25 protein-coding genes are annotated in these 23,319 nt (G+C 67.9%); 5 read left to right on the forward strand and 20 right to left on the reverse strand.

Going from position 1 to position 23,319, the window contains the following annotated elements; all coding sequences use genetic code 11:
* Window positions 1-30: 30 nt before the first annotated feature.
* Window positions 31-936, reverse strand: a complete 906-nt coding sequence (locus tag KKR91_RS14365; RefSeq protein ID WP_210227771.1) for an LLM class flavin-dependent oxidoreductase — start codon at window positions 934-936, stop codon at window positions 31-33.
* 566 nt (window positions 937-1,502) lie between these two features.
* Between KKR91_RS14365 and KKR91_RS14370 the strand changes: the two genes are divergently transcribed.
* Complete coding sequence (locus KKR91_RS14370; protein WP_210227770.1) at window positions 1,503-1,943, forward strand: universal stress protein; 441 nt, start codon at window positions 1,503-1,505, stop codon at window positions 1,941-1,943.
* A gap of 215 nt (window positions 1,944-2,158) precedes the next feature.
* Here KKR91_RS14370 and KKR91_RS14375 read toward each other — a convergent pair whose 3' ends face one another.
* Together KKR91_RS14375 and KKR91_RS14380 are read right to left on the reverse strand one after the other, a co-directional pair.
* Window positions 2,159-2,695: a hypothetical protein gene (locus KKR91_RS14375; protein ID WP_210227769.1), complete on the reverse strand. Its 537-nt coding sequence runs from the start codon at window positions 2,693-2,695 to the stop codon at window positions 2,159-2,161.
* 633 nt (window positions 2,696-3,328) lie between these two features.
* Entirely contained in the window at window positions 3,329-4,348 is a 1,020-nt protein-coding gene (locus KKR91_RS14380; protein WP_273544900.1) for an o-succinylbenzoate synthase, read from the reverse strand.
* Between the two features lie 99 nt (window positions 4,349-4,447).
* Between KKR91_RS14380 and KKR91_RS14385 the strand changes: the two genes are divergently transcribed.
* Window positions 4,448-5,359, forward strand: a complete 912-nt coding sequence (locus KKR91_RS14385; protein ID WP_210227767.1) for a phosphatase PAP2 family protein — start codon at window positions 4,448-4,450, stop codon at window positions 5,357-5,359.
* Here the strand turns inward: KKR91_RS14385 and KKR91_RS14390 are convergent.
* The 5 genes from KKR91_RS14390 to pdhA form a co-directional block, all read right to left on the reverse strand.
* Window positions 5,331-6,647, reverse strand: coding sequence for an MFS transporter (locus KKR91_RS14390; protein ID WP_210227766.1), 1,317 nt, complete (start codon window positions 6,645-6,647; stop codon window positions 5,331-5,333). The genes KKR91_RS14385 and KKR91_RS14390 overlap by 29 nt on opposite strands.
* An 18-nt stretch (window positions 6,648-6,665) precedes the next feature.
* Complete coding sequence (locus tag KKR91_RS14395; protein WP_210227765.1) at window positions 6,666-7,517, reverse strand: MBL fold metallo-hydrolase; 852 nt, start codon at window positions 7,515-7,517, stop codon at window positions 6,666-6,668.
* Between the two features lie 90 nt (window positions 7,518-7,607).
* Window positions 7,608-9,065: a dihydrolipoamide acetyltransferase family protein gene (locus KKR91_RS14400; protein ID WP_210227764.1), complete on the reverse strand. Its 1,458-nt coding sequence runs from the start codon at window positions 9,063-9,065 to the stop codon at window positions 7,608-7,610.
* Window positions 9,062-10,162, reverse strand: a complete 1,101-nt coding sequence (locus KKR91_RS14405; protein WP_210227763.1) for an alpha-ketoacid dehydrogenase subunit beta — start codon at window positions 10,160-10,162, stop codon at window positions 9,062-9,064. Before KKR91_RS14405 ends, KKR91_RS14400 begins: the two co-directional genes overlap by 4 nt.
* Window positions 10,163-10,174: 12 nt before the next feature.
* Window positions 10,175-11,329: a pyruvate dehydrogenase (acetyl-transferring) E1 component subunit alpha gene (pdhA, locus tag KKR91_RS14410; RefSeq protein ID WP_420481400.1), complete on the reverse strand. Its 1,155-nt coding sequence runs from the start codon at window positions 11,327-11,329 to the stop codon at window positions 10,175-10,177.
* Window positions 11,330-11,515: 186 nt separating this feature from the next.
* Between pdhA and KKR91_RS14415 the strand changes: the two genes are divergently transcribed.
* Window positions 11,516-11,983: an Lrp/AsnC family transcriptional regulator gene (locus KKR91_RS14415; protein WP_237687392.1), complete on the forward strand. Its 468-nt coding sequence runs from the start codon at window positions 11,516-11,518 to the stop codon at window positions 11,981-11,983.
* Window positions 11,984-12,119: 136 nt separating this feature from the next.
* On the opposite strand, the gene KKR91_RS14420 is transcribed toward KKR91_RS14415, so the two are convergent.
* The 11 genes from KKR91_RS14420 to paaA all read right to left on the reverse strand — a co-directional run bounded on the left by KKR91_RS14420 (window position 12,120) and on the right by paaA (window position 21,168).
* Entirely contained in the window at window positions 12,120-12,374 is a 255-nt protein-coding gene (locus tag KKR91_RS14420; protein ID WP_210227762.1) for a DUF6480 family protein, read from the reverse strand.
* 150 nt (window positions 12,375-12,524) lie between these two features.
* A complete protein-coding gene (locus KKR91_RS14425) occupies window positions 12,525-13,898 on the reverse strand; it encodes a Dyp-type peroxidase (protein WP_420481401.1) in 1,374 nt (457 codons plus the stop codon).
* A 2-nt stretch (window positions 13,899-13,900) separates the two neighbouring features.
* Window positions 13,901-14,506 (reverse strand): copper chaperone PCu(A)C, encoded by a 606-nt coding sequence (locus tag KKR91_RS14430; RefSeq protein WP_210227761.1) that lies wholly within the window; start codon window positions 14,504-14,506, stop codon window positions 13,901-13,903.
* Between the two features lie 149 nt (window positions 14,507-14,655).
* Window positions 14,656-15,342, reverse strand: coding sequence for a copper resistance CopC family protein (locus KKR91_RS14435; protein ID WP_215057244.1), 687 nt, complete (start codon window positions 15,340-15,342; stop codon window positions 14,656-14,658).
* A gap of 73 nt (window positions 15,343-15,415) precedes the next feature.
* Entirely contained in the window at window positions 15,416-16,081 is a 666-nt protein-coding gene (locus KKR91_RS14440) for a hypothetical protein (protein ID WP_210227758.1), read from the reverse strand.
* 280 nt (window positions 16,082-16,361) lie between these two features.
* Window positions 16,362-17,129, reverse strand: coding sequence for an enoyl-CoA hydratase/isomerase family protein (locus KKR91_RS14445; protein WP_210227757.1), 768 nt, complete (start codon window positions 17,127-17,129; stop codon window positions 16,362-16,364).
* Between the two features lie 45 nt (window positions 17,130-17,174).
* Window positions 17,175-18,401, reverse strand: a complete 1,227-nt coding sequence (gene paaE, locus KKR91_RS14450; RefSeq protein WP_210227756.1) for a 1,2-phenylacetyl-CoA epoxidase subunit PaaE — start codon at window positions 18,399-18,401, stop codon at window positions 17,175-17,177.
* A gap of 3 nt (window positions 18,402-18,404) precedes the next feature.
* Window positions 18,405-18,929, reverse strand: coding sequence for a 1,2-phenylacetyl-CoA epoxidase subunit PaaD (paaD, locus tag KKR91_RS14455; protein WP_210227755.1), 525 nt, complete (start codon window positions 18,927-18,929; stop codon window positions 18,405-18,407).
* Window positions 18,930-18,934: 5 nt separating this feature from the next.
* Window positions 18,935-19,759, reverse strand: coding sequence for a 1,2-phenylacetyl-CoA epoxidase subunit PaaC (gene paaC / locus KKR91_RS14460; RefSeq protein WP_210227753.1), 825 nt, complete (start codon window positions 19,757-19,759; stop codon window positions 18,935-18,937).
* Entirely contained in the window at window positions 19,756-20,133 is a 378-nt protein-coding gene (gene paaB, locus KKR91_RS14465) for a 1,2-phenylacetyl-CoA epoxidase subunit PaaB (protein ID WP_210227752.1), read from the reverse strand. Before paaB ends, paaC begins: the two co-directional genes overlap by 4 nt.
* Window positions 20,134-20,136: 3 nt before the next feature.
* A complete protein-coding gene (gene paaA, locus KKR91_RS14470; RefSeq protein ID WP_210227751.1) occupies window positions 20,137-21,168 on the reverse strand; it encodes a 1,2-phenylacetyl-CoA epoxidase subunit PaaA in 1,032 nt (343 codons plus the stop codon).
* Between the two features lie 165 nt (window positions 21,169-21,333).
* On the opposite strand from paaA, the gene KKR91_RS14475 reads away from it, so the two are divergent.
* Entirely contained in the window at window positions 21,334-21,708 is a 375-nt protein-coding gene (locus KKR91_RS14475) for a PadR family transcriptional regulator (RefSeq protein ID WP_237687393.1), read from the forward strand.
* On the forward strand, window positions 21,695-22,417 hold the full coding sequence (locus KKR91_RS14480) for a hypothetical protein (protein ID WP_210227750.1): 723 nt from the start codon (window positions 21,695-21,697) through the stop codon (window positions 22,415-22,417). Before KKR91_RS14475 ends, KKR91_RS14480 begins: the two co-directional genes overlap by 14 nt.
* Window positions 22,418-22,431: 14 nt before the next feature.
* Here KKR91_RS14480 and KKR91_RS14485 read toward each other — a convergent pair whose 3' ends face one another.
* Window positions 22,432-23,286, reverse strand: a complete 855-nt coding sequence (locus KKR91_RS14485; RefSeq protein WP_210227749.1) for a patatin-like phospholipase family protein — start codon at window positions 23,284-23,286, stop codon at window positions 22,432-22,434.
* Window positions 23,287-23,319: the final 33 nt, after the last annotated feature.

Genomic DNA, 23,319 nt, shown 5'->3' on the forward strand with positions numbered 1-23,319 from the left:
ATCATGTTGTGGATTGTTTCGGGTCTGTGTTTATACGCCGCCCGGACGGGCGGCAGCGACCAGCGCCCTGACTTCCGGGGCCACCTCCTGGCCGAAGCGGGCCAGGTCCGCCGCGCTGTCGGTGGCGAGGATGAACCCGGAGGTTCCGTACTCCAGGGCGACCTCCGCCAGCTCCCCGGCCCACTGGGCGGCCGGTCCGTGCAGCAGCCCGCCGCCTGCGTCCGTGAAGGTTCCGCTGATGTTCAAAAGCCGGCGCACGACGGCGGGATCGCGGCCCGCGGCGCCGGCAGCGTCGTCGATCCTGGCGTTCAGAGCCGCCAAATCCCCCGGCCCGCCGGGCAGATAACCCAGCGTGGGCACCCAGCCGTCCGCGGTTTCACCGGTGAGCCGGAGCATGCGGGGCTTGTAGGCGCCAAGCCAGATGCCGACGTCGTGCGCCGGCGCCGGGCCGCGCTTGGCCCCGTGAACGGAGTGAATCGTTCCGTCCGCGACCAGCGGGGTCCGTTCGGACACGTCCCAGACGCCGCGGATGATCCGGATGGCTTCGGCCAGGCCGGTGACCGCTTTTCCCGGATCAAGCCGCTGCCCGCCCATCGCCACGATTGCATCCCAGAACGCTCCGGCGCCGAGCCCGAGCTCGAATCTTCCGCCGCTGAGCAGATCCAGGCTGGCGGCGCTGCGCGCCACGACCACCGGCTGCCGCAGGGGCAGGTTCAGCACATTGGTGGCCAGCGTGATCCGCTGCGTGCAGGCCGCCGCATAGGACAGCAGCGTCCAGGTGTCCAGGAACCGCGGCTGGTACGGATGGTCCTGGAACGTGGCAAGGTCCAGCCCCGCAGCCTCGGCTGCGACCACCAGTTCGACTGCCCGGTGAGGCGGGGATGCATCCGGGGTGAGGAAGGCGCCGAACAAAAGGTCGCGGCCATAGTCGGGCATGGGGACTCCTCGGAGCTGGGCTGGATGTCTGAAGTTTGCCCAGCGTAGCTGCCGACGTCGTCAGGCCGCAGCGGTGGCCCGGCGGGCGGTTCCACGGTTGAGCGCCAGATGCCCGCCCAGTCACTGGCACCGGCGAACGCGGTGGGTACAGGTGCCGCCCGCCCTGTCCCGAGAAGGAGCGTTGCACCGTGCCGCGTCTGAGCTCCTCCGGCCAGGTCCAGAATGGACGCTGACCCAGCGCCCGAGTGTCAGGTCGGTGAGCGGCGGATGGATCGAGTGTCCCAGGACGGCTGTGTGAAAAGGGGCTCCGCCGAACCCAGTCGAGCACCGGCCGGTAAAGGAATTCCTGTGCGGCAGCGTCCCGTTCGGAGACGGGGCTTTCGCCCACGGCCCGGGTCAGGCGCTGCGGCAGTGACACATCGTTCACGGACCCTAACGCTACGCCGACGCGGCGAACCCGCACAGGCCCGCTGGCTGTTCGTCATGTTCGATATGCCCGAAGACACCGGATTCTGGTTCCCCGGAACTCCGCGTAGGTTAGGAAGCCCCTAACTATTGGAGATTTCATGGCCGCCGAATACGGATTCACAAAAATCATTGTTGGCGTCGACGGCTCTGAAGCCTCGGTCGAAGCGCTGCGGCAGGCCCAAGTGCTGGCAGGGCCGATGAATGCTGAAGTTGAGGCGATTGCCTGCTGGGAATTTCCGCAGATGTACGACGGCTACGTGATCATGGGAATCGACGGTTTTGAAGAGAACGCCCGCAAGACTCTCGACGAGGCAGTTTCACGCGCCTTCGGACCCCAGACGCCGGATAACGTCCGGACCCGGCTCATCAAGGGAGAGCCGAAGTCCTCACTGATCGAGGCCGGCAAAACGGCCGACATGCTCGTTGTCGGCCGGCGCGGACGCGGCGGGTTCGGCGGACTGCTCCTGGGCTCGGTCAGTTCCTCCCTCATCGCCCAGGCCACCTGCCCGGTGCTCGTGGTCCACGCACCCCAGGACTAGCAGCGCAGGCGCCCGCCTGCACCGGACCGGCCGACGGCGAGCCCAAATATGTGGCTGCCTCCAGCCAGCACTCACCACCTAGGGGATCTTGGAAGTCCCCACCCTTACGAATCGCGTGCGCACCCGGCGAGGCTGAGCAGCAGCACCAAAACCGCAGCCGTGTATCGTGCCCGAATCATTCCAATACCTCTCGGAGTGCGACGTCAAGCAAATGTCTAGAACTTTCCGCCTTTATACTCACCCTCAGGCCACGTGAAGCATTCAGAACTTGAGGTAATAAGGATCGTATCGGGATCCCATCCCGCGCCAATGATGTAGATTTCCGCGGTGTCCGGAGAGCGCAACTGGACTTCATAGCTTCCCGCCGGAGAGGGGTCACGCGTTTTAATGGTGAACCGACTGTCCTGGTACTTCGCTTCAAGCGCCCTGACAAGAGGCTCTAGCTCTGTCCCAGCACTCAAAGTAACGATGGTCCCCCCGTTCCAGTTAACTAAAGGACCGCCACAATTGAGCAAAGTGCCGGTCGCCTTCAGATCGACCTTGACTACTTTGCCTTCGGGAATCGAATTGACGATTTCCAATTCCATAGCTTGTGTTCGCGCCTTGGCTTCCTGCCACATCAACTCTTTTGCCCCGGGCGTCTCCCCTTCCGTTGAACTCGTATGTGCCGGTACCGCTGAGGAATCGCGCGCACACCCGGCGAGGCCTAGAAGCAGCACCAAAACTGCGGCAACATATCGTACTGAAATCATTTCATTACCTCTCCTAACACGTCTTGAAGCACTTCCATGTGGCTCTGGTCTCTCGGGTGCACCTTCTGTGTCGGAAGCATAGACTATTTCAGCCAAGGCAGAGGCCACCGCCGGGGAAACCGCTCATGCCTGATGGGCCATTCTCCTTTATTCCTTGGGCGTGTAATTAGATCGAAGACGTCGTTCACCCAGCCGAAATACCCATCGGTTTTTACCAAATGGAACCACCAGGTTTTGACCACCAAATCGTCCATTTCTTGTCCCACCCACATTGGATTCATCGTATTTGAGGCTGAAAAGACGGTGGGCTTTCCGCACTCGACCGGCTGGGGCCGGTTGGGAGCCGGTTTAGGAAAACCGGCAGCAGAAGCCACCACAGCTGGACCCTCGGTGGTCACAAGGACGGTGGAAAGTCCCGAGGGTGCAGATATGGCGGGCAGGAGTCATCGAGTGCGCACATACGCTGAGCAAACCGCCGCGGGAGCCACCAGAGCTGCACCCTCGGTGTGATCAACAGCGCGGGAGCCACCAGAGCTGCACCCTCGGTCGTCACAAGGAGGGCGGAAAGTCTCGAGGGTGCAGATATGGCGGGCAAGAGTCACCGAGTGCCCCGGCGCCTACCTCTATCGCCCCTTATCGCTCAGCCAGCTGCCCGTAGACCCGCCCCAGCCGGTCCAGCCACCACTGGGTGACCTCCGGGCTGGCAGCCCAGCGTTCCAGCAACTCCCCGGACACCGGCACGTCGCGCACCGCCAAGGCACCGCCGTCGGGCAGCATCAGTTCCCCGGAGACATCCCCGCTCATCAGCGACAGCGTGCCCAGCCCGCAGGCGTAGGGCAGTTCGGGCAGGGATGCAGCCAGGGCGACACCGGCGCGGATCCCCACCGATGTGTCCAGCGCGGAACTCACGACGGCGGGCAGCCCGGCCGCCGCCACAATCTCCAGTGCCCGGCGCACCCCGCCCAGCGGCGCCACCTTGACCACGATCAGATCGGCGGCGTCCTCGCGGGCCACGCGCAGCGGATCGGTTTCCTTGCGCACGCTTTCATCGGCGGCGACCAGCACCGGAATCCCGCGGCGGGCCAGTTCCAGCCGCACGGCCCGCAGCCCGGCGATGTCAGGAACCGGCTGTTCGGCGTATTCCAGTCCGGCTTCGGCCAGGGCTTCCAGGGCGCCGACGGCGGTGGGCACGTCCCAGCCGCCGTTGGCATCCACCCGGATCCCGGCGTCGGGCAGCAGCCGGCGGACCTCGGCCACCCGGGCCAGGTCCTCGGCGACGGTCTGGCCGCGCTCGGCGACCTTCACCTTCACCGCCGGGACGGCTCCGAACCGGGCCAGCACGGCTTCGACCTGCTCCACCCCGACCGCGGGTACCGTGCCGTTGACCGGCACCGAGTCACGGACCGGTTCGGGATAGCCCTCCCCCGCCGCTTCCAGGGCGGCCGCGAGCCAGGGCGCGGCCTCGACGTCGTCGTATTCAGGGAACGGCGAGAACTCGCCCCAGCCGGCGGGGCCGGGGATCAGCAGCGCCTCGCGGTGCAGGATGCCGCGGAAGCGCACCCGCATCGGAACGGAAACCACCCGGGCCGCTGCCAGCAGCTCGGCCAGCTCGGGGCGGGGACCGGACACCGGGGAAATTTCAGGGATAGCCACCCTTTCAGCCTAGTCCCGGAGCCCGCCCGGACCGGCATGAGCGAAGGCCCCGACACACGTTCAGGCAAGAGCCATCTTCCAATGGCAGACTAGGAGGCAATGAATACCCGCAACCTCCTGAACAGCCGTGCTCCGATCCAGCGTCCGCCTGCCCACAACATCGCTATGTTCCTGTTCGGAGCCCTGCTGTGCGCTGCCGGGGTGGCTGTAACCTACTGGGCATTTGTCCGCACCACTACGGGTCAGCTGGCCGATGAGACAGCGTGGCGCGAGGCTGAGGTGGCAGCCCCCGCCGCGCAGCTGCCCGTCCTGGCGTTCCTGGACGAGCTGCCGATGCTCTCCGTGTTCATCGCCGGCGCGGTGATGCTGATAGTGACGATCCGACGACGGCGCCTGGCCCCCGCAGTAATTGCGCTGGGTACCTTCGCGGCGGCGAACATCACCAGCCAGCTGCTGAAGCGGCTGTTCCTGGACCGTCCCGACCGCGGCGTCGCCACCCTGGACTTCAACTCGCTGCCGTCGGGCCACACGACGCTGGCGGCCTCCGCTGCGGCGGTCGTGTTCCTGCTGGCCTCCCCGCGCTGGCGGCCCGCCGTTGCGGCGGTCGGCGGCAGCTACGCGGTGCTTGCCGGCGCGGCGACGTTCGTAAATCTGTGGCACCGCCCGGCCGACGTCGTCGCCTCCTTCCTGGTGGTGGGCGCGTGGACGCTGATCGGCGGGCTCGTGATGATGCGGACTGCGCCGGACTGGAACTACTGGCCGCCCGGAGGCCGGAGGCGCGGCGGTGTCCAGATATTTGCCGCGGTCTGTTGGATCCCGGGACTGCTGGCGCTGCTGATGAGCGTGGGGACGTACGTGTACGCGATCAGCGGCACCACGATCCTGGGCAGCAGCGGCACCCTGCAGTTGTACTTCTGGTCCGGACTGGGCCTGATCGTGGGCGTCGGGTACGTCCTCAGCGCCCTGGCCTGCGCTTTGTTTTCTATGCAGGCGGGCGATCCGGCCCGGTAACCCCTGGCCGGGTGCCGGTCTGCGTGCCGGCAGCCTGCCCATACACCGGCTTGCCCTTGGGCACCCAGCGCCACAGCGCCACCGCACCGAGCAGGCCCAACACCGCCGTTGCGCCGATGCCAGCCGAAAGCGAGGCCAGGGCGGTGACCGCCGAGAGCAGCGCGGGCCCGGCCATGGTGCCGCTGTCCGCGAGCAGCCGCCAGATCCCCAGGAACTGCGGGCGTCCCGGGGAGGGTGAGAAGTCGGCCCCCAGGGTCATCACGATCCCGGAGCCGATGCCATTGCCAAAGCCGATCAGCAGGGACACCAGCAGCAACCCCGTGCTGTCGCCGGTCAGCGGCATCAGACCCAGCCCGGCGGCCATGATCAGCATGCAGGGCACGGCTACCCAGCGTCGACCCCAGGCGTCCATGGCCTTGCCGGCCGGATAGAAAATCAGCATGTCGATGGCGCCGGAGAGCCCGTAGATCAGCGCGGTCTGGGTGGGGTCCAGGCCGATGTGCTGGGCCCAGAGGGGAATCACTGCCTGCCGGGACGCGCGCACCGCGGCGATCAGCAGGATGCCAAGGCCCAGGGTCCGGAACACCCGGCCGTGGCTGCGCAGCACGGAGCGCACGGTGGGCGCCGGCAGGACAGCTCCGGAACCGGTTCCGGCGCGGCTGGCTGCAGGACCGCCGGGTCCGCCGCCGCCACCGGCACCGGCACGGCCGACGCCGGCCGGAACCCGCAGCTCGGGCACCTTCAGGCTGATGGCGGCGGCCAGCAGAGCCGCTCCGGCACCCACCCAGTAGGCGCCGGAGGTACCGGCGAAGTGGATGACGCCGGCGGCGGCAAAGGGGCCGGCGAACACGCCGATCCGGTTCACCCCGCCAAGAGTGGACAGTGCCCGGGCCCGGTAATACAGCGGGACGGCCTCGGTCAGGTAGCTCTGCCGGGCCAGGCCGAAGACGGAGCCGGCCATGCCCACCATGAACACGGCCAGGGCAAAGAGCCACAGCACCGGGGCCAGGGCGGCGGTGGCCATGGCTGCCGAACACCACAGCGCGGCAATCACCAGCGCCCACTTCTCGCCGAACCGGGTGGTCAGCACGGTCGCCGGGACATTGGTGAGCAGGGAGCCGATGCCGGTCAGGGTGATGACCAGGGCTGCCACCGCCACGCTGGCCCCCAGGTCCCGGGCGGTCAGCGCGATCACCGGCAGGATGGCGCCGGTGGCCAGGCCGTACAGCAGGGTCGGCCCGAAGGCCGGAACGGCTATCGTTTTGAGGCTGAAGGATTCGGCAGGCACCGGTTCAGGGTACCGCCGTTACTGCTTCAGCCACTTCCACCGGGCCAGGGTCCGCAGCCGCATCAACAGCGCCCTGGACTGCTCCGGGCCATAGGGCAGGATCGGAATCGCCTTGGTCATATCCACTGACGCCTGTTCCATGGCGCTGCGGGTCACGGCGACGGCGGTACGCATCTTGTTCATCTGCGTGGTCACGAAGTCCACGGTCACCGGAGCGCCGTGGCCGGGCACGAACACGTTGTAGAGATCGTCCAGCGCCGCCACCTTGCCCAGGGTGCGGATCCATTCCTTCGGGAAGGAATCATCGAAGTTCGGATCCGCACCCTGTTCCAGCAGGTCTCCGGTGAACAGCACCTCGCCGGCTCCCACCAGCAGGTCATGGTCGGTATGGCCGCGGCCCAGATGGAACAGCGTCACGGAGATGCCGCCCAGATCCAGGTCAACGGGGGCACCGTCCACCAGCTGGTTGGGTACGACAATATCTGTGTACTTGCCTTGTCCGGCGGCCATCTCAGGTTCCAGGCCGGCGACGGCGGGACGCTGGGAGTCGCCGGATTCCGCGATGACGGCGGCGCAGCGGCTGGTGGCCCAAATGTCCTCCACTCCATTGGCAGCGAGGACGGCGTTGCCGAAGTAATGGTCAAAGTGCGCGTGAGTATTGACCGCGATCAGCGGCAGATCGGTGCGTTCCCGGACGGCCGCCAGAATGGCCTGGCCCTGCCGCGGGCCGGCGCCGGTGTCAACAACCAGGGCACACTCGTCGCCGATGACCAGGCCCGTGTTCATCGAGTACCCGGGGTTGGTGCGGACCAGCACCCGCGGGGCGACCTCCCGCCACGTTGCGGTGTCCTGCCCTGCTGCGTCCGTCATGAGTCGGTCCTTTGGTTTGGTGAGCTCTTTGTTGCCTCCAACCTATCGCGGGCCGTGCATGGATGGTGTGCCCGGCGGCGATTGTTGCGGTCAGAGGTCGGCGAGCACGCTGCCGGGATTCTCGATGGCGTCCGCCACGTAGCGCAGGAAGCCGCCGGCGGTGCCGCCGTCGCAGATCCGGTGGTCAAACACGAGGGTCAGCTCAGTCATTTTCCGCACCGCCAGCGCCCCGTCAACGACCCACGGCTTGTCGATGATGCGCCCGACGCCGAGGATCGCCGATTCCGGATAGTTGATGATCGCGGCGCTTCCGTCCACGCCGAACACCCCGTAGTTGTTCAGGGTGAAGGTGCCCGAGGACAGCTCCGCCGGAGTGGCCTTGCCGTTCCGGGCCGACGCCGTGAGCCGGCGGATCTCGACGTCCAGTTGGCGGGCGCTCATCGTATCGGCGCGGCGAACCGAGGGCACCACGAGGCCGCGGTCGGTCTGCGCGGCGAAGCCCAGGTTGACGCCGTCGTAGGCGGTGATCTGCGCGCCGCTGTCTTCCTGGTCGAACCGGGCGTTCAGCTCGGGGAATTTCGCCAGCCCGGCCACGACAAAGCGGGCCAGGAAAGCCAGCAGTCCCGGGGTGTTCCCGGGGTCGCGCCGTTTGAGGTCCGCGCGGAGCTCCAGCAGGGCCGTGGCATCCACATCCACCCAGACGGTGGCTTCGGGGATGTTGCTGCGGCTGGCGGCCAGGTTCGCTGCGACCGTCTTGCGCAGTCCCTTGACCGGTGTCTGCGAGGCGATGGCCAGGCCGGTGCGCGGGTCGACGGCGGCGGTGTCGGTTTTGGTGATGATGCTCGGGGAAGTGCCGGATCCAGCCGGCATGGCTGTAGCCAGGGCTGCTTCCACGTCGCTGCGCAGGATCAGTCCATTGGCGCCCGAACCGCTGAGGCCCCCAAGCCGGACTCCGCCGTCGCGGGCGAGTTTGCGGACCAGCGGCGAGATGCACCGCGGCGCCTCGGCCGGCGGGGCAGCCGGCACAGGCAAGGGGGCCGGCGCAGCTGCGGGTGCAGGCATAGCTACAGGTCCGGCAGGTGCGGCAGCCACATTCCGGGACCGGCGGGTGCGACGGGCCACGGCCAGGCCGCCGGGAGTGCCATAGCCAATCAGCACATTGCCCGATCCTGCCTTCTCCTCCTGACGGTAGGCTTCGCCGGCAGGATCGCTCTGACCCACGGGCGCAGCTCCGGTGTCAGCGGCAGCGCCGGTGTCTCCAACGGCCTCGGAAGCTGCATCGGGTGCCTGGCCAAAACCACTCCCGCCGGCCGGAGCCACGGAAATCAGCGGCCGCCCGACGTCGAGCGTCTGCCCGGCCTCGCCGTGCAGCACGGCCACGGTGCCGGCATACGGCGACGGGACCTCCACCAGGGACTTGGCGGTTTCCACCTCGGCGACCGGCTGGTCAACCAGGATTTCGTCGCCGACGGCCACCAGCCAGGTAACCAGTTCGGCCTCGGTCAGGCCTTCGCCCAGATCGGGCAGCAGGAAGGTACGCACGCTCATCGGTCCTCCCACTGGAGTTCGTCCACGGCGTCAAGGATGCGGTCCACGCTGGGCAGGAACCAGTGCTCGAGCTTGGGCGCCGGGTAGGGAATGTCGAAGCCGGTGACCCGCAGTACCGGTGCGGCCAGCGAGTGGAAGCAGCGCTCCTGCACGCGGGCGACGATCTCGGAGGCCACCGATGCGAAGCCGGGGGCTTCGGAAATGACTACGGCGCGTCCCGTCCGGCGGACCGAGGCGGTCACCGTCTCGTCGTCGAACGGCACGATGGAGCGCAGGTCGATCACTTCCAGCGACCGGCCTTCCGCTGCGGCGGCTTCGGCTGCGGCCAGCGCGGTGGACACAGACGGGCCGTAGGCAATCAGGGTGGCATCGGTACCGGCCCGGGCCACGGCAGCGGTGCCGATCCCGCCCGGGAGGCGGCCGGCGTCGGGCGCTGAAACTGCGCTGCCCGAAGCATCACCGCCCGAAGCGTCGAAGCGGCTGCGCAGCGCCGCCAGATCCACGTCCTCCTTGGTCCAGTACAGCTTTTTGGGTTCCAGGAAGACCACCGGATCGTTCAGCCGGATGGCTTCGCGCAGCAGCGTGTAAGAATCGGCCACGGTGGCGGGAGCGACGACGGTCAGCCCCGGGGTGTGCGCGTAATAGGACTCGGAGGAGTCGCAGTGGTGTTCCACTCCGCCGATGCCGCCGGCGTAGGGAATCCGGATGACCAGCGGCAGGCGGACCTTGCCGCGGGTGCGGTTGGACATCTTGGCGACGTGGCTGACCACCTGCTCGAAGGCCGGGTAAGCGAAGGCGTCGAACTGCATCTCCACCACGGGCCGCAGGCCGTTCATGGCCATCCCCACGGCCATGCCCATGATGCCGGACTCGGCCAAGGGCGTATCGAAGCAGCGCTCCTCGCCGAACCGGGCGGTCAGGCCGTCGGTGATGCGGAAGACGCCGCCGAGCGGGCCCACGTCTTCACCGAACATGATGACGGCGGAATCGGCGGCCATTTCATCGGCCAGCGCGGTGTTCAGGGCCTTGGCGAAGGTCAGCGATTCGCGCTGGGCCGCGGCGGCTGCGGGAGCTTCCCGGGTCTGGGTAACAGTCATGGTTGCTGCCTTTCAGCCGTCGGTGCGCGAGAGTTCGTCGCGCAGTTGGGCGCTCTGTTCCGCGAGCTGCGTGGTGCGCTGCGTGTAGACGTGGGCGAAAAGTTCCTGCGGGTCGGGGTCGACGTCGGTGTTCAGGCCCTCGCGCATGTGGGCCGCGGTGGTCTCGGCGTCGGCGGCGAAGCGGGCTTCGGCGTCGTCGTCGAGCAGGTGCAGCCCGCGCAGGTAGGTGCGCATCCGGGTGATGGGATCGCGCGGCACCCAGGACTCAACGTCCTGCTGGGTGCGGTAGCGGGTGGCGTCGTCGGCGTTGGTGTGCGCCTGCATCCGGTAGGTGTGGGCCTCCACCAGGGAGGGGCCGTGGCCTTCGCGGGCACGGTCGACGGCGGAGCCGAGCACCGCGAGCAGCGCGGCCAGGTCATTGCCGTCCACCCGCTCGCCGGGCATCCCGTAGCCGATCGCCTTGTGCGCCAGCGACGGCGCCACGGACTGGTTCTTCAGCGGCACGGAGATGGCGTATTCGTTGTTCTGCACGAAGAAGACCACCGGAACATGGAACACCGCGGCGAAGTTCAGCGCCTCGTGGAAGTCGCCCTCACTGGTGGCGCCGTCGCCGCACATGGCCAGGACCACGGTGTCCTCGCCCTTGAGCTTGGCGGCGTGGGCGACGCCGACGGCGTGCAGCAGCTGGGTGGCCAGGGGCGTGGCCTGCGGGGCGGTGTTGTGTTCGTAGGGGTCGTAGCCGGAATGCCAGTCGCCGCGCAGCAGGGTCAGCACCTGCAGCGGTTCCACGCCGCGGGTGATCACGGAGACGGTGTCGCGGTAGGTGGGAAAAAGCCAGTCGCGGTCTTCGAGGACGACGGCGGCGGCCACCTGGCAGGCTTCCTGGCCGTGGGAGGAGGGGTAGACGGCCAGCCGGCCCTGCCGGACCAGGGCGTTGGCCTGGTCATTGATACGCCGGCCGAGAACCAGCCGGGCGTAGGCTGCCAGCAGGGCTTCGCCGTCGGGCAGCGGATAGCGGTCGTCGTGGCGGTGCACGCCGTCGGGGTCCACGAGCTGGACGGGCTGTTCCGAGGGCAGCAGGCCTGCGCTGCCGGGGGCCTGGGGATGCGCGTTCCGGTGCGGATCCTGCATAGCGCCGGGGGGCGGGTTGCCGGTCGAGATAGTCATGGTGCCTCCATCAGCTGCCATTCCGCAGGCGCCTTCACCCGTGGATGTTCTGTTATGCCAGTATGCTGACGGACCCTTATTCGTATCCACCTAATGCCGTAATCGTGGATGATGCCGTCCTTTTCGGCTACGCTGGCAGACAGATTGAAGATGTGAGCTGGATTACTCTCAGGGGGTGTGGACGTTATGGCGAAGGACGTCATGGAAGCAGCCGGGGTACGGCGCCTGGACGATATCGACCATGGGATTCTGGCCGAGCTCACTGCCAACGGTCGGGCATCCGTGACCGCAGTGGCGGAGGCCGTGCACATTTCGCGGGCGCACGCCTATGCACGGATTGCGCGGCTGACCGAGACCGGCGTGCTGAGCCGGTTCACCGCCGTCGTCGACCCGGTGAAGGCCGGACTGCGGTCCTCCGCCTACGTCACGCTCAAGGTGCGCCAGCATTCCTGGCGGGAATTGAAGGAGCAGCTGCGGGCGGTCCCGGAAATCCACCACATTGCACTGGTGGGCGGGTCCTTCGACGTCATCCTGCTGGTGCGGGCACAGGACAATGTGCACCTGCGGCAGGTGATCTTCGACCAGCTGCAGTCCATGCCCGGCATTCTGGACACCCAGACCTTCCTGGTCTTCGAGGATCTGGATTCCCGGTAGGCCGGGGGCTCGAATCCGGCCCGGGTGGCACATCAAACCCGGGACGAAATGAAGCGGCGGCCGCCACCTGGAAATCCGGGTGGCGGCCGCCGCTTTCGTTCCGGGCTTGGGGTTCCGGCAGTGGGGTTGCGGGGCGTCAGTCCTCGTCGTGCCCCTGGTCCATGCTCATCTGGTCCTCGGCCGGCGGGGTCTCCCCCGGTGGCACTCCCCCGCCGGGCTCGAGCCCGGTGATGTTCCCGGCCGCGGGATCCGGGTTGGCATGTGCGCCCTTTTCCGTGCTGGGCGCGGCGTTGCCGGAACCTTCCCGCGTGGTGTCCTGCAGGTTTTTACCTGCGTCCTTGGGCTTGTCGGGGTTGGCCGGGTCATTGTTCGGATCGTAGCCGTCCGTCATTTCTGCCTCCATCTCACCGTAGAAACCAGGTGCTTGTTGAACCAGGTGCCGGTTCCGCCGCTTGGAACACGGCAGTGGAACATCAGCATGCTGATCATTACTCCCAACCTAGCCGTGGCGGAGCGCTGATTCAACCGGGCCGAGTTGGCCTCAGGAGAACAGCTGCTCGCCGACGAATCCTCCTTCGAACACGCCGGGAGGCACCGCAAACACCGCCGATCCCACGGGGACCGTCCACTCGTTGAGGATGTCCAGCTGGTCCAGCCGCTGCTGGATCGGCACAAACTGCCGGTCAACGTCGGCCTGGTAGGACACGAAGATCTGCCCGGAATTCGAGATTCCGCCCGGGGCGCCGTCCGCCGCAGCGGGAGCGTCGTCGTAGTTGTATGGCCGCCGGAAGATGCGCTGCCGCGCATCTTCCGGCCGGGCTCTGCGCAGATGGGAGGAATCGGCGATGACCGGGAAACCGAGCGGGCCGCGGGCCGCGAAGTCCGGTTCGTCATGTTCTGCCGTGCCGGTCAGCGGCGCACCGCTGGCCAAGGTTCGCCCCACGCTCTCTTCACGTCCGCGGCGGTCCAGTTCATCCCAAGTGTCCAGGTTCATGGCGATGCGCCGGATGACCAGTGACGTGCCGTTTTCCAGCCACGGCTTGACCGCCGAATCTCCCCACACGACGCGTTCAAACTCCGCGCTTCCCACCCGGGGGTTGCCGCTACCGTCCTTCTGGCCGAAGAGATTGCGCGGAGTGGCACCCGCCGTTCCCGCCCCGTAGGCGTGCAGGAATCCCTGCTGCACCCAGCGCAGGGAGGCGAAGGAACGGCTGTCCTTTAGCAGCATCCTGCGGGCGTGGGCCACCGCCACCGGATCATCGGCGCAGATCTGGATCAGCAGGTCGCCTCCTGTGTACTCCGCCTTCAGCCGGTCGATGCCGAAGGCGGGCAGTGGTTTCAGCCAGGGCGGCGACTTTTCCGGTGCTGCCAGCGCCACCAGTGCCGGCCCGAACCCAAAGGTGACAGTCAGCCGCGCCGGCTGCACGGCCAGCTCGGGTTCGGTGTCGGCCAGGGCCGGGCGCCCCTGGGTCAGGGCGGCGGCATCGTCGGTGAGGAGCCGCAGGAGTGCCGCCAGCCGCTGGGCCGTCAGGTCCGGTTTCAGGTCGAGGGCCAGGAACACGGCGTGGGCCTGCGCCGGTGTCTCGATTCCCGACTGCCTTACCCCGTAGAAGGGCACTACCGATGTGCCGTTGGCGCCGGTTGTATCGAGCCCAGCGCCGGCGGCCTCCGCTCGGTGCTCCGCGTCCTCTGCAGCGGACCGCCCGGAACCGGGGCGGCCTCCGGTCAGCTGGATGCCTGCGGCAGCCAGGGCACCGAGTCCGGTTGCCGCGCCCCCGAGCAGCAGGTGCCGCCGGTTCAGGCCCGGGCGGCTGGAGCCGCCGGCTTTGCCTGCAGCCCTGTCTGCGTCCCTGCCTGCGTCCTCGTCCCCGGGTTCAGCGGCAGTGATGTCCGGGGCCTTGTCATCGCTGGTCACGGTTATCCTCCGTGATAGCTCTCATTGGCTCCGGCGAAGTCCTTCGCCGGAGCCGTGAACTCGACGGTGCTCCCGTCGGAAAGTGTCAGTGTGAAGGAGATTTCCTCGCCGGCAAGCACCGGCTTTTCGAGGCCCATGAGCATCAGGTGGTTCGCTCCGGGCTCCAGCAGGAAGGTCTCTCCGGCCGGAATGGTAAATCCGTCCCCGCTCTCAGCCATGGCTGCGGTGCCGTCGGCCTGCTGCACGGTTTCATGCAGCTCAACGGATGCCGCTTGCGGTGATGATGCGGCGACCACCTGCAGGTCCTCGGTGCCGCTGTTGGTAAGGCTGCCGAAGGCTCCGGTCATCGCGCCCTCTGTTGCCTTCACCCACGGGTGGGCAATGCTCAGAGAAGCTGCCTGGTCCGAGGTTCCGTCCGAGGTTCCGTCCGGGGACCCGGCAGACGGGCCGGCCGCGGCGGAGGCGGTGCCGGACGCTGTGGCCGATACCGGATCAGGTGTCTCCGGGGAGGCGGTGCAGCCGCTTGTCACGGCGGCTGCCAGGACTGCCGCGGAAAGGACCAGCAGCGCTGAGCCGTGGAATGAATGACGGGAAGGATGAAAGGACATGGTTCTACTCCTGTGGTCGGGCGCGCCGGTTCGCAGGGAACCGGGTGTTTTGGGCGCCGCAAGGTGGAGGAACGCCGCGCGGGCGTCTCCTGGGGAAGCTGCGCCTGGGATGCGCAGCAGTGGCGGGCAGCGCTGAAGGCTGCCGGGGTTTACTCGGTCCGGCTGCGCTTGCGGCGGGAGACCACGGTGTACACGGCGTAGATCAGCAGACCGGTGACCCCGCCGAGGATGCCCGGAACCAGCCAGGCCGGGAGCCCGCCGTCGTCGGAGGCATCAGCAGTGTCGGTCTCTTCCGCACCTTCGGAGGCACCGGCGTCGGGCGCCTCGGATGCTTCCGAAGGCGTGGCCGTGGCGGCGGACCCGGCCACCGCGTCGGCTCCAACCAGGAACTCGAAACTTCCGGTAATCGGGTGGCCGTCAGAGGACACCGCGCGCCAGCGCACCGAGTATTCCCCGTCAGGCATATCCACGGGCAGGGGCTGGACGAGTGTTTCGCGGTTCAGGACGGGTGCGCTTTCAGCCCAGTTCCGACCGTCGGCATCCAGGACCTGGATCTGGTTGCCCAGGTCCATCAGGGCCGAGCTGAAGGTGAGCTCCAGTTCCGCCGGCGCAGCGTTAAGGCGCTCTCCGGCTGCGGGCGTGGAACTGACCAGTTCGTCATGGGCCAAGGCTGCAGGAGCCGTGGCCAGAGCTGCACCGGAACCGGCGAAAAGCAGGGCTGCGAAAAGCAGGGCCCGGACCATCAGGGGCCTGCGGGATGAACGGGGCTGTGTTGCCTGGGCCCGTGCTGCTTGGGGCCGTGCTGAAGGGGACTGAGGGGACGACAAGAGAGACATAACTGCTTCCTGTGCCGGGCTGGTGCCGGCCGCTGCTGCTGGATGAAGGGTCCCGCGCGGAACTGCGCGGAACCTAGAACGTCAGCGCAGCAGCAGGCGGCCCCCTGTGCCTCATCGCCAAGAGGGGCACTCCGAGGCTCGGCAGCGGTGCGGCCGGAACCAGCAACGAAAGCTTGGGAATCCGCGGGCCGAGGGGCAGCGGAAGGAAGAGCGGGAGGATAGCGGTGATCCGGAGCCGCATGGCCTCGACGATGCGCAGCAGGGCGGCTTCACCGTAGCGGATCAGCGCCACGGTTGCCGCAGCGGCGAGCAGGTGGCCGAGCCACATCAGGGCAGAGGTGTGGCTGGCTGCAGCCATTCCGGCGCCGGCCTGCGAAGCATCGCCCAGTTGGGCCAGGGCCGCCGGGTCCGCATGCACAGCATGGGCAGCATGGGCTGCTGCGTGGGCGGCGCCTTCAACGCGGGCGCCGGCACCTGAGGCAGGCAGCCCCGCGCCGCCGACAGTGAAGAGCAGATGGAAGATGCCCTGGCTGGCCAGCACTGCACCGGCGGTTCCGGGCAGGGACATCGCCCGGCCGGCCAGTGCGCAGGAGACCATGGCGGAAAGCGCCAGGCAGAACAGCACAATGGAGGGGTTCGGAATCACGCCGCCGGCCAGGACGTGGGAGGCTGCGGCTACGGCCGTCGCGGCCAGGGCTGCGGCCCAGCCGCGGACCAGGCGTGCGGTGCGCGTGCTCATGGTCCCTCCCCGGTCGGCGTGGACCGGGCAAACAGATGGATGCTCCGGCACGTCATATTGTTCCGGTATTTCTACACGTTGTCGAACGCCGCGGCAGGGGCTGCATCTCGGCGGGTATCGGGATCCTGCTCCCCTGCCCGGGCGAGTGTCGGGATCCTGCTCCCCTGCCCGGGCGAGTGTCGGGCTCATAGCCGGATAAGACGATGCACGCCGCATCGTCCCGTCATTCGATTAAAGGGTGACGGTACGGGCGCGGGCCGGGAGGCAGCGCACCCCACATCTACCCCTGGAAGACCGGCTTGCGCTTCTCGATGAAGGCGGAGAACCCCTCGGCGTAGTCATCGGTGCCGCAGAGCACGCCCTGGGCCTTGTTTTCCTCTTCCATGGCCGTCCACAGCCCCACCCGGGAGTCGCGGATCTGCGCCACCAGCTCCTTCGAGGCAAGGAACGCCCCGGTCGCACCGGTGGCCACCCGCGCCACGATCTCCCGGGTGCGGTCCAGCAGTTCGTCGGCGGCGAAGGCCCGGCTGAACAGTCCGGCCGCCACGGCTTCGGATCCGCTCATCAGGTCAGCGGTGTAGATCAGGTCCAGGGTGCGGTGTGCGCCGAGGCGTTCGGTGAAGAGCCAGTGGCCGCCGGAATCCAGGGTGGCGCCGAGGTTCGCAAACGGGGAACCGATCTTGGCGTTCTCCGCAACATAGACGACGTCGGCGGCCACCAGCAGCCCGAGCCCGACGCCGAGGCAGGCGCCCTGCGCGGCGGCGAAGGTGGGGGCCGGGAAGGCCGCCATTTTCTTCAGCAGCGGTGTGACCAGGCCGCCCAGGTAGGCGTAGGCGTCGTCGTTGGCGGGGTCCACGGTGGAGATGTCGCGGCCGGCGCAGAAGGCCCGGCCCTCGCCGCGCAGCAGGAGGGCTCGCACTCCGGCCGCTTCGGCGTCGTCGTACGCCTGGGAGAGCTCCGCCAGCGCCTCCTCGTTCAGCGCGTTCAGCTTTTGCGGCGCGTTCAGGACTACTTCGGCGATGCCGTCGTTGATGTGCAGCTCAATCAAGGGATGCTCCGCTTCTTTGGGGGCGTGGGGCTTAAGCGTGGGGGCTCAGGCGTCGTAGTCGACGGTGACGTCGGAGCTGGTGGGCCGGGACTGGCAGGTCAGGATGTAGCCCTTCTCCAGCTCGTCCGGTTCCAGCGCGTAGTTCTCTTCCATCTCCACGGTGCCGGTGACCAATTTGGCCCGGCAGGTGCCGCAGACGCCGCCGGCGCAGGCGAACGGCACGTCGGGACGCACGCGCAGCGCTGCGTTGAGGATGGTTTCACGGGCATGGGTGGGGCTGGCGACCTTGCCCTGCAGTCCGTCCAGCCGGAACGTGATGTCGTATGCCTCGGCCCCGGGGTCGGCGACAACCGGCCGGCCGGCCTGCCCCTCGGGACGGTTGGGCTGCCCGGTGGTGAAGAGTTCGAAGCGGATCTTTTCAGCCTCGACCCCGCGGTCCGCGAGGGTGTCCCGGCACATCTGCACGAGTTCGAAGGGCCCGCAGAGGAACCATTCATCCACGTTGCGGGTGGGCAGCACGGAGTCGATCAGGGCGGCAAGCTTCTCGGCATCGATCCGGCCGGTGAGCAGCGGCGAGATGCGCTGTTCGCGGGAGAGCACGTGGTGCAGCGCGAACCGGGACGGATACTTGTCCTTCAGGTCCGCCAGCTCCTCCAGGAACATGACGTCCATGGCGGCCTTGTTCGCGTAGACCAGGTCAAACCGCACGGTTTCGGAGGCGGCCAGTACGGTGCGGGCAATGGAGATCACCGGGGTGATGCCGGAGCCGGCGGCCACGGCCACGAAGACGTCCTCGGTGCTGAGGTCGATGTCCTCGGGGTGGTTCAGCCCGTTCATCGGATGCTTCGAAATAAACCCGCCGGAGGGGCTCATCACGTCCAGCACGTCGCCGGCCTTGAGGAACTCATTGGCCCAACTGGAGAACAGCCCGCCCAGGTCGCGCTTGATGGCGACCCGGATCTCACCGGGCTTCGGTTCGGCGCAGATGGAGTAGCTGCGCCGGATCTCCTGGCCCTCCAGTGTGGTGCGCAGGGCCACGTACTGCCCGGGCAGGTAATCGTAGGAGCCTTCGAGGGACTCGGGCACGGCAAAGGTGACCTCGATGGCATCTTCGGTCAGGCGACGGACTTCCGCGACGGTCAGGGGGTGGAACGCCGTGCGGCGGGTCGGCACGGCGGCCGACGACGACGGCGCGGCGGCAGGCGCTGAAGGTGCGGCGGCAGGCGCTGCGCCCGGCTCGAGGGCTGTCTCGGCGGGAAGGGAAGTTGTCATGGGTTAGAGCACCTTGAAGTAGTCGAAGGGTTCGCTGCAGTCCTGGCAGACGTAGAGGGCCTTGCAGGAGGTGGAGCCGAAGCGGGTGAGTTCACGGGTGTTAAGGGAGGAGCACTGCGGGCACTTCACGCTCAGACCCAGCCGGACCGGACCGGCGGCGGCCTTGCCGGTGGGCGGGGCGATGCCGTAGGCGTTGAGCTTGGCCTTGCCTGCCTCACTCATCCAGTCGGTGGTCCAGGCCGGGGCAAGGACCAGGTCCACCCGCACCTGCCCGTACCCGGCGGTGTTCAGCGCAGCAGTGACATCCTCTCGGATGGCATCCATGGCCGGGCAGCCGGAGTACGTCGGCGTGATCGTCACGGTGACGGCTCCGGGCCCGGTCAGTTCCACGCCGCGGAGCACACCGAGGTCCTCAATGGTCAGCACGGGAATCTCGGGGTCGCACACCGTGGCGGCAATGTCCCAGGCCTTGGCGCCGGCCGGATCAACGGGACGGAGTTCGTCGACGGTCTGCTCCAGATCGGTCATGGCTGCTACCAGCTGGCGCCGGGATGCTCGCGGGCCAGGACCTGCATCTCGGCCAGCAGGTATCCCAGGTGTTCGCTGTGCTGTCCGCGGCGTCCGCCGCCCGGGGCGGCCGGAACCTGCGGAACCTCGAGCCCTGCTTCACGCAGGACGGCGCCGATGCCGGCGTCGAAGTTTGCGCGCAGGGCCGAGGGCAGCGGCGCGACGCCGTTCCCGGCGAGGGCGCGCACGGCGTCGTCGTCCTCGAACAGCTCTCCCACATACGGCCAGGTCAGTTCCAGCGCGCGGCTGATGCGGCGGCGGGATTCCTCGGTGCCGCCGGCCAGGCGCAGGATCCACTGGGCGCTGTGGTCGCGGTGGTAGTCGACTTCCTTGACGGCCTTGGCGCTGATGGCAGCCAGGGTGGGGTCGGTGGAGGACAGCAGCGCAGTGTACAGCTCGAACTGGTAGAAGGAGACCACCAGCTGGCGGGCGATGGTCAGCCCGAAGTCCCCGTTGGGCTGCTCGAACAGGTGCGCGGAGCGGAATTCGCCCTCGCGGCGCCAGTACGCCAGGTCGTCTTCGGTCTTCGAAGTGGCCGAGCCGGCGTAGGTGAGGAAGGACCGGGCGTGCCCGAGCAGGTCGAGGGCGATGTTGCCCAGGGCCACATCCTCCTCGAGCTCGGGGGCGCGGGAAATCCACCAGCCCAGGCGCTGGGCCAGGATCAGGGAGTCATCGCCCAGGCGCAGCGCGTACTCGGCGGCGTCGGCTGGCGCCTTGGTGCCGGAAGCGCTGATGTCCTCGGGCCGCAGGGCGTTGCCGGGGGTGATGCGGGTGGCGCTGTCGGAGCTCACAGGTGCTTCACTCCTTCGGACTTGGTGTAGTACGTGGCGTGCCGGTAGTCCTTGCCCTGCGGGGATTCGAAGAACTGTCCCTTGGAGTCGGGGTCGGAGGCAATAATGGCCGACGCCGGCACCACCCAGAGCGAAACGCCCTCGTTGCGGCGGGTGTAGAGGTCGCGGGCGTTGCGGACCGCCATGTCAGCGTCTGGTGCGTGCAGCGACCCGGCGTGGACGTGGGACAGCCCGCGCGAGGAGCGCACAAAGACCTCCCACAGCGGCCAGGCCGAGCTCAGGGCTGCGGCTTCGGCCGCCGTCCCCGCTTCAGCGGAAGTCTGCGTGCCGACGGGCTTGGCGCCGTCGTCGCCCGTTGTTGAACCGGAAACCATAATTCAAGCCACCTCGGTCTTTCGTGCCTGTGCCGCTGATTGTTTTGCCGCGTAAGCGGCTGCTGCTTCGCGCACCCAGGCGCCGTTCTCATGTGCCTCGCGGCGGCGTGCCAGACGCTGCGCGTTGCAGGGCCCGCGGCCGGCGAGGACTTCCTTGAACTCCGCCCAGTCCAGCGGCGCATGCTCCCACTGCTTGGTGTCCTCGTTGTAGCGGATCTGGTCATCGGGCAGGGTCAGGCCGAGCGCCTTGACCTGCTCCACGATCATGCCGACAAAGCGCGAGCGCAGTTCGTCGTTGGAAAAGCGCTTGATGTTCCAGGCCATGGACTGCTTGGAGTTGGGCGAATCATCGTCCGGCGGGCCGAACATCATCAGTGACGGGGCGTACCAGCGGTTGATGGCATCCTGCGCCATTTCCCGCTGCGCCTCGGTGCCGTTGGCCAGTTCCAGGAGGATCTCGAATCCCTGCCGCTGGTGGAAGGACTCTTCCTTGCAGACCCGCACCATGGCCCGGCCGTAGGGCCCGTAGGACGCCCGGCACAGCGGGACCTGGTTGCAGATGGCGGCGCCGTCAACGAGCCAGCCGATGGCACCCATGTCCGCCCAGCTCAGGGTGGGGTAGTTGAAAATCGAGGAATAGCGGGCCTTGCCGGCAATCAGGTCCTCGGTCATCTTCTCGCGCGGCGTGCCCAGCGTCTCGGCTGCGGAGTAGAGGTAGAGCCCGTGGCCGGCCTCATCCTGGACCTTGGCCATCAGGATGGACTTGCGCTTGAGCGAGGGGGCCCGGGTGATCCAGTTGGCCTCGGGCTGCATCCCGATGATCTCGGAGTGCGCATGCTGGGAGATCTGCCGGACCAGGGTCTTGCGGTAGGCCTCAGGCATCCAGTCCCGCGGCTCGATCCGGGAGTCCTCCGCCAGCAGGTGCTCGAAGTACGCCTCCGGGCCCTGGGAGTCGGGGCCGGAGCCGCTGGGGAAACCGGAGCCTGCGGACGGAACGGCCTGCAGGTCGGGGGATGCATCGGTCTGCAATGACATGGGAGTCACCTCACTGTGCGGGGGCGAAGGCGGGCGGAACGAATACCGGACGCAAGGCGCCCCGGTGAATTACCGACCGTTCGTTCAGGATATGCGTGTGAGCGCCGACACGTCAAGATGTGTCACTAGATAGACAGCCGAACTAGTTAATGCCAGTATCTAGCCGTGCAGACAACTTCCTGGCCCAGCGACTGGATGCGGGCAGCCCTGGGCCTGTGCGTCCTGAAGGCGCTCGACGGCGGAGCCACCTATGGATATGCGATCGCCTCTGCCCTGGAAGAACAAGGCTTTGGCACCGTGAAGGGCGGAACGCTCTATCCGTTGCTCACCCGCTTCGAGGCTGCCGGCTGGGTCACTATCCAGTGGCAGGCCGGCGACGGAGGTCCCGGCCGCAAGTATTTCTCGCTGACCAGGCAGGGCCGGCGGGAACTGGCCGAACAGCGGCAGCTCTGGGACCTGTTCACCGGCACCGTGAAAACCCACCTGCACCGGCAGGAACATGATGAAGACCCCGAAGGGATGACCGATGGAAACCCGTGACGGCGCCCCCGCTGCGAAGCCGGACAAAGCCACGCGGCGCTGGTTCGACGATTTCACCGTGGAGCTGCGGATGCTCGATGTTCCGGGAGACGCGATTGGCGACGCCGTGGCCTCTGTCCGGGAATTCCTCGCCGATTCCGGCGACTCACCGCAGGCGGCCTTCGGCAACCCGCGCGAATATGCGGCCAGCCTGGACCTGCCCCGCACTCCGGGGACCCGTTCCGCCCTGGCTGCAGTGCTGGTTCCCACCTGCCTGGGCCTGCTGGGATTCTTTGCGGTGGCCGCCGCGGTCAGTTCCACCGATGCCAGAGTTGCCGTCACCGTGCCCGGTTTGCTGCTGGTGCTGACAGCCCTGGCCCTGGCGGCGTGCGCACCCCTGCTGCTGGGCTTCCTGGTGCGTGGCTCGGCCTGGCGGGCCGGCCTATCCGGAGCTGCAGTGTTCGCGGCCCAGCTTGCGCTCGGACTGCTGGCCCGGGATGTTGTGCTCTTTACCTTCCCTGCCGTGCCCATCGCCCTGATTGGCGGAGCCGTACTGCTCTCCACCTCGCTGTGGGGCCAGTTCCGGAAAGGAGCTACCGATGACCCGGTCGTGGATCCGCTGTCCGGGCCGCCGCACCGCTCCTTCGGCCTGACGGTGCTGGAGGTCCTCGGCAACTGGATGCTCTTCCTGGGCGCCGCAGCCATGGCTGCCTGGTTCCTGCTGCGCTGAGTCAGGCCGCCGAGTCAGCCCCACACCTCACGGACCTGCTCCGCGACCGCGGCCGCGCCGGCGTAACCGGCCCGCGCCGCAGCGGCCCGCCATGCCGGATCCAGGGAGTGCCGGCCCATGGTTGCCCGCGCCGCCCGGTCCGGCGTGAGCGCAATGCTTCGGGTACCGGGCCCCAGTGCGGCCAGTTCCGCCCGGATCCCCCAGCGCCGGCGCACCGTCTGGGCGATGGGCGCCACGGCAACCACGGCGGAGCAACCGGCGGCCAGGTCCGCATTGGTCGAGGACACCGAGCCGCCGTCAATGTACATCCGTCCGCCGATCGGAATCGCCGGCCAGACCGTGGGCACGGCACAGCTGGCAGCCACGGCATCCACCAGTCCCACCCCGGTGTTGCGGTCAAACACCCGGCGTTCGCCGCTGACGGCATCGATCGCGGTGATCATCAGCGGCGCCTCCGGCCAGCCGCCGCCGCCGATCCGCTTTTCGATGACAGCCAGGCGCACCTCGGGATCCACTGTCCTTGCCCTCAGTGCCGCCCGGCCGATGCGGCGGCCAATCGCGGCGTCGGACCCGCCCAGCAGCTTGGGTCCCACCAGTTTGCTGATGCTGCGCAGGCCAAGCGCCGCCGGGATCTCGTCCCCGGGCGGCGCCAATTGCCGGCGGTAGGCGTCCTCCAGTGCTACGCCGCTGCGGAGCCGGGTGCCCACGACCGACCCTGCGGAGGTGCCGATAACGACGTCGGCCGCCCCCAGATCCAGGCCGCGCTCGGCCAGCCCCAGCAGCAGGCCGATCTCCCAGCCGATCCCGCTCAGCCCACCCCCGCCGAGCACCAAGGCCCTGCCGGTGGTGGATGGTTCCCCTGCTGTCATGAGTTTCTCCCTGTCGCGGCACGGTAAGCCGCC

It is taken from the genome of Arthrobacter jiangjiafuii (assembly GCF_018622995.1).
Lineage (GTDB): Bacteria > Actinomycetota > Actinomycetes > Actinomycetales > Micrococcaceae > Arthrobacter_B > Arthrobacter_B jiangjiafuii.